The sequence below is a fragment of the Streptomyces sp. NPDC031274 genome (assembly GCF_055570235.1).
In genome coordinates, this window is the sequence record NZ_JBVIHP010000002.1 from 171,475 (window position 1) to 184,959 (window position 13,485).

The following is a 13,485-nucleotide window of genomic DNA, read 5'->3' on the forward strand; positions in this document are numbered from 1 at the left end:
CAACGTAGAGGATCGTTCAACGATCCGACAAGAGTCGAGATTTTCCGCACCTTTTCGACGTCCGAATCCTGAAACATCTTGTCGGATCGTTGAACGATCCCCTAAGGTCCGTGCATCCCGCATCCATAAGTGCGTCCCTCATCGAAAAGGCCGCCGCATGATCGTTCTGCTCGGCGTGCTCGTGGTGATCCTCGGATTCGTCACGCGCCGCAATCCCGTCCTCGTGGTCGGCGTCGCCGGCATCGTCACCGGGCTGCTCGGCAAGATGAACCCGCTGGAGATCCTCGCGGCCTTCGGCACCTCCTTCGCCGACAGCCGCTCCGTCACCGTCTTCGCCATCGTGCTGCCGGTGATCGGCCTCCTGGAGCGCTACGGCCTGCGTGAACAGGCCCGCACGCTCATCGGGAAACTCGGCAAGCTCAGCGCCGGCCGCTTCCTCACCGCGTACCTGCTGGTCCGCCAGGTCACTGCCGCCTTCGGTCTCAACAACCTCGGCGGCCCCGCCCAGGCGGTGCGCCCGCTCGTCGCGCCGATGGCCGAGGCCGCCGCCGAACGCAAGTCGGGGGCCGTGCTGCCGGACAAACTGCGCGAAAAGGTCCGCTCCTACTCGGCTTCCGCCGACACCGTCGGCGTCTTCTTCGGTGAGGACTGCTTCATCGCGATCGGCTCGATCCTGCTGATCACCGGATTCGTGAACTCGACGTACCACGAGCACCTCGAACCCACCCAGCTCGCCCTGTGGGCCATCCCGCTGGCTGTCTGTGCCTTCGTCATCCACGGCGCCCGGCTGCTGCTCCTCGACAGGCAGCTGGAGCGCGAGATGGCGCTCGGCGTCGCCGAACACGAGATCCCGCTGCCGAAGGAGCCCTCTAAGTGATCAAGGTTGAATGGCTCTACTGGCTGATCGGTCTGGTCTTCGTCGTCATGGCCGTGCAGATGGCGACGGACCGGACCAACCCCAAGCGCTGGACATCGGGCGCCTTCTGGGGGCTGCTCGGACTGACCTTCCCTTACGGCACCGGGGTCGCGGGCGGCTCGAAAGCGCTGCCCGCCGAACCCCTCGGCGTCGCGGTCCTCGCGCTGATCGCACTCGCCGGGTTCAACTTCATAGGCAAGGGCGAACCGGTCACCACCACGCAGGAGCAGCGCGAGCAGTCGGCGGCGCGGCTCGGCAACAAGCTCTTCATCCCGGCGCTCACCATCCCGCTGGTCGCCATCGTCTGCGCCTCCTTCCTCGACGAATCGGGCCTCTTCGAGACCGGCCAGGCCACCCTCCTCGGGCTCGGCGTCGGCTGCGTCGTGGCGCTCGTCGTCGGGATGCTGGTCACCGGCGAGCGCAAGGTGTCGACGCCGATCCACTCCGGCCGCTCGATGCTGGAGGCGATGGGCTCGGCGCTGCTGCTTCCGCAGCTCCTGTCCGTCCTCGGCTCGATCTTCGCGGTCGCCGGCGTCGGCAGCCAGGTCGGCAGGATCACGAACGCCGTACTGCCGGACAACTCCAAGTACCTGGCCGTGATCGCGTACTGCGTGGGCATGTTCCTGTTCACCGTGATCATGGGCAACGCGTTCGCCGCGTTCCCCGTCATGACGGCGGCGATCGGCTGGCCGGTGCTCATCCAGCAGATGGGCGGCAATGAGCCGGCGGTCCTCGCGATGGGCATGCTCGCGGGCTTCAGCGGCACCCTCGTCACACCCATGGCCGCCAACTTCAACATCGTTCCGGCGACACTCCTCGAACTGAAGGACCAGTACGGGCCGATCAAGGCCCAGTTGCCGACGGGCTTCGCGCTCCTCGGCTGCAACATCGTGATCATGTCGCTCTTCGCCTTCTAGCCCGCCTTCCAAGGAGGTCCGCATGTCCGGGTCCACGCCCCGCGTTCTGCTCACCGGATTCGAACCGTTCGGCGGGGAGTCCGTGAACCCGTCATGGCAGGCGGCGGAGGCGGTCGCCGCCGCGCCACCGGCCGGCCTGGACGTCACGGCGGTCCGGCTCCCGTGCGTCTTCGGCGAGTCGCTGACGGCGCTGCGGGCCGCGGTGGCCGAGACCCGGCCCGACCTGGTCGTCTGCCTCGGCCAGGCGGGCGGGCGCCCCGGCGTCACTGTGGAACGCGTGGCGATCAACGTCGACGACGCGCGCATCCCCGACAACGCCGGGGCCCAGCCGATCGACGTACCGGTGGTGCCGGGCGGACCCGCGGCGTACTTCTCCACGTTGCCGGTGAAGCGTTGCGTGGCGGCGATGCGGGAGGCGGGGGTCCCGACGGCGCTCTCCAACACGGCCGGAACGTTCGTCTGCAACCACGTGGCGTACGGCCTCGCGCACCTGCTGGCCACGGAACTCCCGGAGGCCCGGGGCGGTTTCGTCCACGTTCCGTGGGCCCCGGACCAGGTGCCGGACGGCTCGGCCCCGTCCCTCCCCGTCGAGACGGTCGCGGAGGGCGTCCGAGCGCTGCTGCTGGCCGCAGTGCCGAACCGTGAGGACCTGCGGGTGACCGAGGGGGCGACGCATTAGCCGCGGCGGGGCCGGTGCCGTCGGCGCGTGACGCTGGTGTGCGCAGTTCCCCGCGCTCCTTCAGGGACGCGGAGAACCGAGCGAACGCAACCACACACCAGCCGCACCCGGCGACGTACACAGCTTCCCCCACCCGCAACCCCGCCCCACCGAAAGGACCCCCATGCTCACCCCGGAGGAAACCGCCCAGCTGGCGGCAGCCAACGTCACCCGCGAATACCCCAACTTCACGGCTCACCTGACCACTTCTCCGGACGACGACCCACGCCCGAGCGACCTCCACCCCGCCTTCTACGGCGCCTACGACTGGCACTCGTCCGTCCACATGCACTGGCTGCTTGTGCGCACGCTCCCCGCGCTCGACGACCCCGCCCCGTACACCGACGTACTCGACCGGCACCTCACCCGCGCCCACCTGGCCACCGAGGCCGAGTACCTTCTCGCCCGCCCGAGCTTCGAGCGCCCCTACGGCTGGGCCTGGCTCGTCGCGCTCGCGGCGCAGTGCCACGGCACACAGTGGGCGGAGGCCTTCGCCCCCGCCGTGGACGCGGTCGACCGCCTCCTGACGGACTGGCTGCCGAAGGCCACGTACCCCGTGCGCCACGGTGCCCACCCCAACAGCGCCTTCGCGCTCGGCCTGATCCTCGACACGGGAGAGCGGGCCGGGCTGCATGCCCGCACCCTCGACGCCGTACGAGACCGGCTGCGTGGCTGGTTCGCCGACGACCATGACGCACCCGCCCACTGGGAGCCGTCCGGCCAGGACTTCCTGTCGCCGTCCCTGACGGAGGCCGACGCGATGCGCCGCGTGCTGAACACCCAGGAGTTCGCCGCCTGGCTGGACCGCTTCCTCCCTGCCCTCGCCACCGGTGAGCCCTGCCCGCTGCTCGACGTACCCCTCGTCTCCGATCACAGTGACCCGCAGATCGGCCACCTCCTCGGCCTCGCGCTCTCCCGCGCCGCCGCCCTGCGCGCGATCGCGAACGCACTGCCTCAGGGAGTCGTACGCGAACGGCTCGCCAAGGCCGCGCGGGAACACCTCGACGCCGGTCTCCCGGCTGTCGAGAGCGGTGACTTCACCACCGATCACTGGCTCGCGACGTTCGCCGAACTCGCACGTGAACACTATGAACGCACGTAGGCGTGATCGTCGTTCCGTACACCCTGGCGGGAGCTCGTAGTGTTCCCGCAACGTGCCGATCGTGGGACGAGAACAATGGAAGAAGGTCCTGGTCGGCTCGGCCGGGAACATGGGCGAGGGGTTCGACTGGTTCGTGTACGCGAGCTTCGCGACGTTGTGGGCGCCCGTAACTCGGCCGCCCTATGCGACCTGCGTGTATTCGTGGATTGCTCCGCCGAGTAGATCATGACGGGTGACCTTGCCGTCTGGGTCTCCTGGGTCAGGGAGCGGTCTCAGGTGTGCTGCTTGGTCAAGGGCGCGGTGGGGGCGGTGGGTGTTGAAGTGTGTTTCGTATGCCGCTAGCACGGTGCGCAGGTGCCGTTCGTTGACGATCAGCATGTGGTCGAGGAGTTCTCGGCGGCATCCGCCGATCCAGCGCTCGATGTACGCGGTCGCCCGCGGGGCCCGAACGGGAGTGAGCACCCCGGAGCAACCAGATAGGACTCCGTTACTGATCTGTTCGGTCACTGCCATGAGCCGGCCGCCTACCGGGCGGTCGTGACCTTCTCAAGAAGCGAAGTGAGGATCGCTTCGGAATGCGTCCACAGCAGCGCGCCACCGATTTCCGGTACGGCACGGCGATGCGCACCGGGGATACGGCTAGCGAGCAGCGCTCCGTTATCGGGCGAGTGGCTGATGTCCCGTTCGCCGTACCAGATCTCGACCGGGACAGTGATCTCGTCGAGAGCGAACGGCCACCGCCCCATGGCCAGGACCGTGTCGCGGGCGTAACCAGCAGCACCTTGAACAAAACCCTCGTCCAAGGCCCTGCGGTAAACAGGCGCGAAACCAGGATCCTGATACACGGCGAGGTCGCACCCTGGACTCCCGCCCATGACCATGCCCCACATCCCATCCGCAGTGAAGCCCGCGAAAAACTCCTCGGCGCCACCCGGGTCGCACGCGGTCCGCTCAACCAGGCCGCGCAGATCCTCCGTCAGTGCGGAGGCGAACTGCGGCGCGGCGACCTCATCCGCGCCGGACACGACAGCCAGCGCCGAGGCCACACCCTCCTGAGCGCAGGCGAGAGCGAACGGCGCGCCTTGTGAGTTCCCGACCACAGCCGGATGCCCCAGCCCTCGCAGCGCGCAGAGTTGCCGAATATCACCAGCGAAGTCGGAGAAGGTCCGGCCGGGCGCAGGCGTTGAGGCACCAAGCCCCGGGCGGTCCACAGAGACAAGGCGCACTCCCAGCGCCTCAACGACCCCTGCGCCGAAGCCGAGCCACCGGCTCGTTGCCGCACCAGGACACAGCAGAACGGGAGCCCCGTCCAACGGCCCCCACTCCGCCCAACCAAGCAACCGTCCATCAGGCAGACGACTCTCACCGAGCCGGGAAGGAACGTCGACGTACACAGTCATGATCCACATCATGGCCATGGACAGGACGTCTCGCACCCGACTTTCACCGTAGCCCTGTACCGGGCGAACGTTGCCTGGAGCGGCACTAGCGGGAACGGACTTCATGTTCACGCAGTTCTGCGCGATCTTGGTGGGCAGTTACAACTCGCATGCTGCCAGGCTGAGTTGGGGCCTACTGAGGTGGCTGTGAGCGGCGCGGTCGAGATGGGATATCGCGAGGCCCCGGTAGCGGGCTCGGCGTAGGCCGGTGGTGTGCACTGCCTGGCGGATGGTGCCCTCGACGCCGGCGGGAGCGCTTAGTCGCGTTGCCATGTGCCGTCCTGCTGTCCGGGGCGGGCGGTGTGCACTGGTGCACTGCTGACAGAAGCGGGAAGACCGTCATGATCCCATTCACTGGCGGTGAAACGTCAACTCGCCCACGACACATGGCACTTTGAACTGCCACCAAGATCACGCACGGTCGGATGCTCCGGCTGGCGCTGCAGTATGGCCTGTTACAGGGGTGGTCGTTCCTGCTGTAGTGAACCAGTCTCCTTGGGATGAGACTTGTTGTTCGTGGGATCGCCACCCGGATCTTCGTGGTGCTCGGACTCGTGGTCGCTCTCGTCGCTCCTGGTGTGACCGCCGAGTCGGATGTGGCAGCCAGCCAGACAGGCGTGCCGTCCTGGCGTTTCACGCCGACCGCCACGGGCAACACGCTGATCGCACTCGACGTGGTGGACCGGAAGACGGTGTGGGCCGTCGGCGGCGGATTCCGCGGTGCCACCAACGACGGGAGCGTGGTGCGCACGGTGGACGGCGGACGTTCCTGGACAAACGTCACCCCGCCGGGCGGCGCCGTGGACAGTTTCCGGGACGTCGAGGCGATCGACCGTGATCACGCCGTGGTCCTGGCCCTTCCCCAGGGCGACGAGCCTTCGCGGATCTATCGCACCGCTGACGGCGGGGCCACCTGGCAACTGGTGTTCCGCAACGCGGTCCCGGACGCCTTCTACGACTGTATGGCGTTCTTCGACGACCGCAATGGTCTCGCGGTCAGCGACCCTGTCGACGGCAAGTTTTTGATCCTGGCCACCAGGGACGGCGGCCGGACGTGGCGCCCGGCACCGGCCGACGGTATGCCTGCCGCGACACCCGGCGACTCTGCCCTGGCGACCGGCACGTGCATGGTCGCGCACGACCGGCGCAACGCGTGGTTCGCGACGTTCGGCACCCGCGACGGGACCGGCCGCAATCCTCAGGTGTTCCATACCGGTGACGGCGGCAGGACATGGAGTGCTGCCGACACCCCTGTCCCCGGCGCGACATCGAGCATCGCTTCGCTCTCTTTCCGCGACCCCCGGCACGGTCTGGCGGTCGGAGGTGATTTCGCCCCGGACAATGGGATCGACCTGGGTGCGGCGACTTCCACCACCGACGGCGGGGCGTCCTGGTCCCTCGGTGACGCACCTGGCGGCTTCCGCAACAGCGTGGCCTGGGTCCCCGGCAACGGGCGCACCGCTGTGGCGGTCGGCCCCAACGGCAGCGACGTGAGTACCGACAGCGGGAAATCCTGGACCCTGTTCGACCGTACTCGCCTCCTGGGCATCAACTGTGCGCCCGGCGCGGGATGCTGGGCCGTCGGGGAGCACGGCACAGCGGCTCATCTCGTCTTGCCTCACCACTGACGTCCCAGCGGATGCGCAGGCGGTGGAAGGCGTGCAGCTAGGAGATGGTGCGCTCGACGATGTGGCGGAGGGTGCCCGGGCCGGTCGGTCGGGCGCCGGGACCCCATGTTCGGGACAGGTCCGGCCCGCCGCGGAAGCTGCGGACAAGCCCTCCCGGCCCTCGCTACGTGACCGCGATGATCAGTTCGAACGCTTCTCACAGCTCAGCTCTAGGCCAGCGCCGCCCACAGGAGCAGCGTAAACAGGAGGGGCAGAAACACCCACCCGAGCGCGAGCGAGGCGGCCACTATGCGGTACAACCGCATGGACCGGCGGTGAGGCAGGACCCAGGCGATGGCAAGTAGGGACAGGGCCCCGTAGATCATGACTCCGTATTGGCCCATGCCGTCGTGGGCCCGGATCACGCTGTACTCCATCGCGAGGAGTGGAAGACCAAGCAGGGAGGCTACGAGGGGTGCCTTCCACCAGGTTTCGTGGAGGGCAGGGAGCCGCTTCACAGGGTTCTGCGTCGTCTTCATGGGGCCCACTCCAGCAACACCAGCTGCCCCGGGCATCGGTAGTCGTACTCATCTGATCTAGGTTGACCTCTCTGGAAACGATGAACGAGACCTGGCCTCGGGGAACGATCTTCGGCGGGCCGCGAAGGTATTGGTCAGCACTCGTGAACACCCCTCGCTCCGTCAGCCGGACGTCTTCGGGATCGGAAGCCTGTCGAGGACAGCGCACGCGGCACCGAGGACAGCACACGTGGCATCAGCGAACGGCCCATATGCCTGGCGACGACTTTGACTGTCGCTGGGCGGCGATCTTCTTGATCGCTTTCGGTGTGAAGTGATGTCAGCGGGTGCGTGGGCGACAGCGCCGTAGCTCGGGGGCTGGCCTGCCGGTGACGAGTTCGTCTGCGATGAGCCGTCCAACGGTGGGCGCCAGGGTGATGGCGGAGTGCATGACGGCGACGTAGACGGATCGGTCGTTTGTCGTGTAGCCGATGACGGGGCCGTGAGCGGGCATCGGGCGTCTGGCGGTGCGGTAGCCCAGCAGGCGGCACTGGTCGCTTCCTTGGAAGGCCGCCTTCAGGTGCTGGAGCGCGTCCTTGGCGGCCTGCGCAGACGCTGCTGCTGTGTCTTCAGCATGCGGCACTACCAGCAAGAGGTTCCCGTCTCGTACCTCTCGGACCTCGAAATCAGGGCGGGCCACGATGGTCTTGACCAGGCCAGGGGGTGCTGTGACCCGCGCGAGGGTGGCCGGGGAGGCGGCAATGGCCAGGTCGGCCGAGAGTGGCTGGCAGAGCTTGGGGGTTCCTGTTCCGGCTGTGAGGACGACGGTTGCGGCGGTGTGGACTCCGGTCGAGGTCAGCACGCCCTCGATGTGTCCGTTGGTCACCTGCAAGGAGGTGGCCGCGGTGTTGTGGAGCACGGTTGCTCCGTGGGCGTCGGCGGCGGCCGCGAGTGCGTGGGTCAGTGCTGTTGGGTCGACGCCTGCGTCGCTCGGGGTGTGGATGGCGTGGTCGGGTGGGTGTCGGAGGTTGGGCTCCAGGGCTGCGATGTCACTTCGTCCGATGCGGAATTGGCCTGGCCCTGGCCCTGGCCCCGGCCCCGGCCCCGGCCCTGGCCGTGAGTCCTGCGTCGGTGTGTCGGCCCAGGACAGTGAGCCGGTCCGGCGGACGGTGACGTGGGGCAGTTCGTTCTGCAGACGCCGGTAGTCCGCCCGGACGTGTTCGCGAAGGTCTTGAGCTCCGCCGGGCCAGTGGCCTCCCGCACCTCTGATCCAGGCGAAGGAGTCTCCTGTGACCCCGGCGGCTGGTGCGGGTCCTTGCTCGAGCAGGGTGACCGGGACGCTCCGACGGGCCAGGTGGTAGGCCACTGAGGAGCCGACGATCCCCGCACCGACAACGACAACGGCTGACATGAGGTCCTTTCCGATAGGCCAGCGACCGTTCAGGCTGTGGCTGCAGCCGTAGAGACACAGTCGGGTCGCGGCCGGGATGGCACAACAGGATTTACTGCGACCCGTCATCCGTTCCAACTGGTGAGCCAGGAGCGGAAAGACCATCCCTGCGCGCGGGAAGCAGGCTCTTTCGCCAGGCATTCTGCCGTCACCAACCCGCGAATCTAAGGGCTATCGCCGAGTCCGGCGAAGCGGACAAAGGCCCCCCGCAGGTCTCACCTGTAGGCCATCCTCCGCTGGTGGGTGTGGGGGAGCCGAGCAGGCTGCGTCGCTGGTCTTCCTTCGCGACCCTGTCGGCAAGGCGGGCGGCGCAGTCGGTGGCCGTAGCGGGTATCGACTGCCGCGATGCCCGCGATGCCCGCGATGCCCGCGATGCCCGCGAAGGCGAGGAAGGGGACGGCGTTGCGTTCGTAGCGGCGTTGGGGTCCGCGGGCGCCGCCGAGCAGGCTCACCGTCCGTTCGACGGCCTCCCGGTGCCGGCCGAGCCCGGGGTCGAGAAGTCGATGCCTTTGCGGGCTGTCCGAGGCGTGGTGCGGCGGCTGCGGAGTCGTTGACGCAGAGGCGTGGCTGCCCGAGGGGGTCAGCAGGTGAGAGCGGCTGCCGGAAGCTCTGCCTCCGTCTCCTCCCAGGGCAGGTGGAGGCCGAACTCGCCCTCCAGGAAACGCAGGAATGCGACATCGCCCAAGTCATCAGCGTTGCTGTGCGTGAAGCCAAGCGCCACTTCGGCGGGGGCACCGTTCGTCAGGTGCGGCAGACCGGGCTCGAAGGACGTCACTTCCTCGCCGCGGCAGGCATAGCCGACGCGGCTGAAGCCTTTCGCGTTGCGATGCACGCAGAACGCCCGTCCTCGCTCGGACAGCGCGGCAAGGTACCTGCCCGTCTGGCAGTGGAATTCCTCGAGCGCATACGCCCAGCCCGCCACCGAGCCTGCTCGGACGATGGTGTCGGGCGGGGCTGGCAGAAAGCCGGCGCTTGTCAGCTGGGCAACCGCCGCCTCGTCTTCCCAGTCCAAGAAGTCGAGGTCACTGATGTGGTCCTCCTCATCCCTCAACAGCAGCTCATACGCTGCGGGCCGGGTGAGTGGGACAATGTGTCGCTCGTCGGCGCCGACGTGACGCAGCAGCTCGTACGGCGAGAGCCCCTCACTGAGTGTGAGCGTGAAGCTGGTGCTGTAGGCATCGGATATCCAGCGCAGCCCGTTCTCCGTAGGTACTCGGTTCACCAAGACGCCCTCCCCTGCACGGTGGCCGTCAAGATGACGGCGCGTACAAGAGAATCTACTGAAGCTGAGGAGCCGTTAGCGGTCGCAGAGGGCGCCTGTGGGTGCCCGTAACTCGGCCGCCCAAGGCAACCTGCGCGTATGCGTGGATTACCCCGCCGAGCAGATCACGACGCTTCGAAGGTCAGTGGGCAGGCGGGACGAGCAGCACGAGTGCTCATCCTGACGCACCACCGACCAGGCTTCTGAGTTGCATGGACGGCATTTTCGGCACCCTCGGTGGCCAGCCTTTCGTGCTGGTCACGGTGTCTGGTGCAGCGGCAGATGCAGGTGCAGTTCGTGGCCGCCGTCTGCGGTCGGGGCGGCGGTGACGGTGCCGCCCAGGAGTTCGGCTCGCTGGCGCAGTCCGGCCAGGCCGTGGTGGGCGCCGGGCAGCAGCAGGGCGGGCCGGGTGGGCGCGCTGTTGGTGACGGCGGCGTGCACGATGTCGTCCTCCTGCCGGATGCGGATGACGGCCGTGGCGCCGGGGGCGTGCTTGCGGACGTTGGTGAGAGCTTCCTGCACAGCGCGGTAGACGGCGCGTTGGAGGGGTGGGGGCAGGGCGTCGGGCAGGTACGTGTGCAACTGTGTCTCGATGCCGCTGGTGTCGACGAGGCGCTGCAGGTCGGCCAGGGAGGGCTGCGGGGTCAGTTCGGTGGGGCGGCTGCCTGCGGCCCTGAGGACGCTGACCATGTGCCGCAGTTCTTCCAGGGTCTGCACGCTCAACTGCCTGATGGTGGTGGCGGCCTCGCACGCCGCGGCGTCGTGGGTGGCGACCTGCAGCGCTCCGGCGCGTACCGCGATCAGGCTGACCTGGTGGGAGACCACGTCGTGCATCTCCCGGGCAAGCTGGGCGCGCTCTTTGGCCAGTACGCTCTGGGCCAGCAGTTCACGCTCGTGCTCGCGGGCCTGAGAGATCTCGGTGAGGCGCAGCGACAGTTCACGGCGGGCTTGGACGAGCTGGCCGAGGAAGACCGGCGCGGTGGCGGTGGCCAGGCTGTACGTGACAATGACCAGGTCGGAAGAGTCGGAGAAGTCGGCGAACCCCGGTCCGGGCCAGGTCCAGTAGGTCAGGTCGCAGGCGGCCAGAGCCAGTGCGCCGAGCGCCAGCAGCACTCGGTGGCGGTTGAGTGAGGCCAGGGAGTACAGCGCGGCCAGCGGCGCGAAGATCGCATCGCTGACCAGGGCGGCGGGCAGCGTGAGCAAGAAGGCCGGCAGCGGCACGTGGCGGCGCAGGGCCAGTGCGGCGGTGGCCAGCAGGGCGGCGGCTCTGCGCAGCGGTTCATCGGATTCTTCGTGCACCCAGATGTCCAGCAGGGAGACGATGATGAGCACGGCGTCCAGTACAGGCGCGGGTATCCGGCGGTCCTTCACTTCTCCTCCCGCTGGTCCGGCGCCTTGAGCAGGCCTGCGCGTTCGGCCAGCAGGGCGGCCTGGACACGGCTGACCACCCGCAGTTTGGACAGCACGGCGCTCACGTGGTCTTTTACCGTGCCGGTGCTCAGGTGCATCCGTGCGCCGATGGCGGTGTTGGACAGTCCTTCGGCGATCAATACCAGCACGGCGCGTTCCCGGTCGCTCAGCACCTGGATGCGGTGCATGGCGGCGTGCTGGGGGCTGTTGTCGAGGTAGCCGTGTACGACGGTACGGGTGACGGAGGAGGACAGCACGACGCCGCCCTCGGCCAAGTCGCGTACCAGCACGGGCAGTTGCAGTGGATCCGTGTCCTTGAGCAGGAAACCGGCTGCCCCCGAGCGCAGGGCAGCGGCCACGTATTCGTCCATGTCGAACGTGGTGAGCATGGCCACCACCGGGTTCTCGGCAAGTTGGCGCAGTTGGGCCAGTACCGTCAGCCCGTCCACATCCGGCATGCGGATGTCCAGCAGCACCACGTCCGGGCGCAACTCCTTGGCCGCCTTCACCGCTTGGCCGCCGCCGACCGCGGCCACCACCTCGATGTCGTCGGCCGCGGACAGGATGTGTTCGAAGCCCGTTCGGACGAGTGCTTCGTCGTCTACCACCAGTACGCGAATCACGTGCGTCCCCCTTATCGCCATCGACGTGGGACCACTTGAGGATTCGTACCACGCAGGAGAGGGCCCGGAAGTTCCTGCGGCGCTTTTACCCGCTGGGTGACGGAGAGCGTCCAGCCGGTCGGCGGGAGGACGGCGGCCACTTGCCGGATAGGCCTGGACGCGGTGCGTCATCAGTCTGAAAGCCATGACACGCGACGCGCCCTCGGCCCCCGCACCCGCTGTATCGCGGCCTCTCCCGCAGCCGGACCGGCCGCCCAGCACCGCCCGTCCGCCCTCGGCCGGCCGCCTCATCGGCATCGACCTCGCACGCGGCCTGGCGGTCTTCGGTATGTACGCCGCCCACCTCGGCCCCGAACCGACGATCGCCGGACCACTGGGCTTTCTCGCCGAACTGGCCCGCGGCCGCTCCTCCGCACTGTTCGCGCTGCTCGCCGGGTTCTCCCTCATTCTCATCACCGGCCGCCCGCAGCCCTACACCGGCCGACCCGGGCGGCAGGCCGCGGGCCGCATCGTCATCCGCGCGCTGATCCTGATCGCCGCCGGCTATGCGCTGACCGCCCTGGACACCGACGTCGACGTCATCCTCTCCTTCTACGGACTGCTCTTCCTGCTTCTTGTACCGCTCCGTCGGCTGCGGGCCCGCAACCTGGCCCTGCTGGCGGCCGTCGGCGCCCTGGTCATGCCGGTGATCCTTCATGTGATCCGGCAGGCCCTCTACGACGGTGACTGGGGTGACACGGTCATCGCCGCGGATCCCCTCGCCCGCCTGACCGACACCGACGGCCTGCTGGAGCTGTTGTTCACCGGCGAGTACCCGGTGCTCACCTGGATGCCGTTCATGCTCGCAGGGATGGCGCTCGCCCGCCTCGATCTGGCCCGGGCCCGCATCCGCACCCGCCTGGCATGGACCGGCGGCGTCCTGGCCGTGCTCGGCTACGGCGGCTCCTGGCTGGCCCTGCACTTCGTCCCGAACGCCCGCGCCACCATCGCGGCAGCCACCGACGGCGACGGCGCGGCCTCCGCCTGGTGGTCGGACACCGTCGGCTACCTCAACGACGGCGCCCCCACTGCCTGGCTGCTGGTGGGCGCACCCCACAGCCAGACCACGTTCTCCATCCTGGGCAACACCGGTGTCGCACTGCTTGTGGTGGCCGCCTGCGTCACCGCCGCCGCCCGGATGCCGCGCCTCACGCGGCTGGCCCGGCCCCTCGCCGCCGTCGGCATGGTCGCGCTGTCCGCCTACGTCGCCCACATCCTCGCCATCCACATGTTCGGCATGGAGGAAGAGACCGGCCCGGCCCTGATCGCACTGGCCGTGTCCATCGGGGCCGCCATGCTCCTGGCCACCCTCTGGACGCGGTACTTGCGCCGCGGTCCGCTGGAGTACCTGCTGCACAGTGCCACCCGCATCACCCGCCACATCAAGTGACACCCGCCCGGCGTGGGGGGGGGGGGGGGGGGGGGGGGGGGGGGGGGGGGGGGGGGGGGGGGGGGGGGGGGGGGGGGGGGGGGGAGGGGTGGGGT

The 13,485-nt window shown here is 68.6% G+C and carries 13 protein-coding genes; 6 read left to right on the top strand and 7 right to left on the bottom strand.

Annotated features, from left to right (window positions below; all coding sequences use genetic code 11):
- Positions 1-157: 157 nt before the first annotated feature.
- The 4 genes from ACZ5CR_RS03760 (at position 158) to ACZ5CR_RS03775 (ending at position 3,653) form a co-directional block, all read left to right on the top strand.
- Positions 158-877, top strand: coding sequence for a DUF969 domain-containing protein (locus ACZ5CR_RS03760; RefSeq protein WP_468853248.1), 720 nt, complete (start codon positions 158-160; stop codon positions 875-877).
- Positions 874-1,833, top strand: coding sequence for a DUF979 domain-containing protein (locus ACZ5CR_RS03765; RefSeq protein WP_468853250.1), 960 nt, complete (start codon positions 874-876; stop codon positions 1,831-1,833). The genes ACZ5CR_RS03760 and ACZ5CR_RS03765 overlap by 4 nt, the downstream gene beginning before the upstream one ends.
- 22 nt (positions 1,834-1,855) lie before the next feature.
- Entirely contained in the window at positions 1,856-2,512 is a 657-nt protein-coding gene (pcp, locus tag ACZ5CR_RS03770) for a pyroglutamyl-peptidase I (RefSeq protein ID WP_468853252.1), read from the top strand.
- A gap of 163 nt (positions 2,513-2,675) precedes the next feature.
- On the top strand, positions 2,676-3,653 hold the full coding sequence (locus tag ACZ5CR_RS03775) for a DUF2891 domain-containing protein (RefSeq protein ID WP_468853253.1): 978 nt from the start codon (positions 2,676-2,678) through the stop codon (positions 3,651-3,653).
- Between the two features lie 180 nt (positions 3,654-3,833).
- On the opposite strand, the gene ACZ5CR_RS03780 is transcribed toward ACZ5CR_RS03775, so the two are convergent.
- Both ACZ5CR_RS03780 and ACZ5CR_RS03785 read right to left on the bottom strand, forming a co-directional pair.
- Positions 3,834-4,166 (bottom strand): integrase core domain-containing protein, encoded by a 333-nt coding sequence (locus ACZ5CR_RS03780; protein WP_468853254.1) that lies wholly within the window; start codon positions 4,164-4,166, stop codon positions 3,834-3,836.
- A gap of 11 nt (positions 4,167-4,177) precedes the next feature.
- A complete protein-coding gene (locus ACZ5CR_RS03785) occupies positions 4,178-5,053 on the bottom strand; it encodes an alpha/beta fold hydrolase (protein ID WP_468853256.1) in 876 nt (291 codons plus the stop codon).
- Positions 5,054-5,592: 539 nt separating this feature from the next.
- Here ACZ5CR_RS03785 and ACZ5CR_RS03790 point away from each other — a divergent pair.
- Positions 5,593-6,720 carry an oxidoreductase gene (locus ACZ5CR_RS03790; RefSeq protein ID WP_468853258.1) on the top strand — a complete coding sequence of 376 codons (1,128 nt, stop codon included), beginning with the start codon at positions 5,593-5,595 and terminating at the stop codon, positions 6,718-6,720.
- Between the two features lie 209 nt (positions 6,721-6,929).
- On the opposite strand, the gene ACZ5CR_RS03795 is transcribed toward ACZ5CR_RS03790, so the two are convergent.
- The 5 genes from ACZ5CR_RS03795 to ACZ5CR_RS03815 form a co-directional block, all read right to left on the bottom strand.
- On the bottom strand, positions 6,930-7,136 hold the full coding sequence (locus ACZ5CR_RS03795) for a hypothetical protein (protein ID WP_468853259.1): 207 nt from the start codon (positions 7,134-7,136) through the stop codon (positions 6,930-6,932).
- A 421-nt stretch (positions 7,137-7,557) separates the two neighbouring features.
- Positions 7,558-8,628 (bottom strand): NAD(P)/FAD-dependent oxidoreductase, encoded by a 1,071-nt coding sequence (locus tag ACZ5CR_RS03800; protein WP_468853260.1) that lies wholly within the window; start codon positions 8,626-8,628, stop codon positions 7,558-7,560.
- 619 nt (positions 8,629-9,247) lie between these two features.
- Positions 9,248-9,889 carry a DUF6461 domain-containing protein gene (locus ACZ5CR_RS03805; RefSeq protein WP_468853877.1) on the bottom strand — a complete coding sequence of 214 codons (642 nt, stop codon included), beginning with the start codon at positions 9,887-9,889 and terminating at the stop codon, positions 9,248-9,250.
- Between the two features lie 297 nt (positions 9,890-10,186).
- Complete coding sequence (locus ACZ5CR_RS03810) at positions 10,187-11,299, bottom strand: sensor histidine kinase (protein ID WP_468853262.1); 1,113 nt, start codon at positions 11,297-11,299, stop codon at positions 10,187-10,189.
- Positions 11,296-11,961, bottom strand: coding sequence for a response regulator (locus ACZ5CR_RS03815; RefSeq protein ID WP_468853264.1), 666 nt, complete (start codon positions 11,959-11,961; stop codon positions 11,296-11,298). Before ACZ5CR_RS03815 ends, ACZ5CR_RS03810 begins: the two co-directional genes overlap by 4 nt.
- A 184-nt stretch (positions 11,962-12,145) precedes the next feature.
- Here ACZ5CR_RS03815 and ACZ5CR_RS03820 point away from each other — a divergent pair, with 184 nt between their 5' ends.
- Positions 12,146-13,390, top strand: a complete 1,245-nt coding sequence (locus ACZ5CR_RS03820) for a DUF418 domain-containing protein (RefSeq protein ID WP_468853266.1) — start codon at positions 12,146-12,148, stop codon at positions 13,388-13,390.
- The last annotated feature ends 95 nt before the right edge of the window (positions 13,391-13,485 follow it).